Origin of the sequence: Pseudoalteromonas sp. S1650 (assembly GCF_005887195.1) — a bacterium.
Classification (GTDB): Bacteria; Pseudomonadota; Gammaproteobacteria; order Enterobacterales; family Alteromonadaceae; genus Pseudoalteromonas; species Pseudoalteromonas simplex.
The window spans coordinates 1-316 of record NZ_PNDF01000164.1 but is presented as its reverse complement, the minus strand read 5'-3'; the positions used below and the strand labels follow the sequence as shown (position 1 = coordinate 316).

Here is a 316-nt window from a genome sequence, read left to right as displayed (position 1 = left end):
CACCTGCGACCCCTTGGACCCAAACCAAGTGCGCTACCAAACTGCGCTAATCGCCGATATCTTAGAGTAAATTGGGGTGACTGATGGGGCTCGAACCCACGACAACCGGAATCACAATCCGGGGCTCTACCAACTGAGCTACAATCACCACGGCATTTACATATTTTCAAATGGCGCACCCGGAAGGATTCGAACCTTCGACCAACGCCTTAGAAGGGCGTTGCTCTATCCAGCTGAGCTACGGGCGCATCGAAAACTTCATAAGTTAGCCTGTAAGCGCCGCTTCTTAAAGAAGAAGTGGTCGGCGATGCAGGAT

General features: G+C 52.2%; 2 tRNA genes. Both read right to left on the bottom strand.

The window, feature by feature from the left end:
- Nucleotides 1-72: 72 nt before the first annotated feature.
- Nucleotides 73-148 (bottom strand) — tRNA-His (locus CWB80_RS22020).
- A 23-nt stretch (nucleotides 149-171) separates the two neighbouring features.
- Nucleotides 172-248, bottom strand: a tRNA-Arg gene (locus CWB80_RS22015).
- Between the last annotated feature and the right edge of the window lie 68 nt (nucleotides 249-316).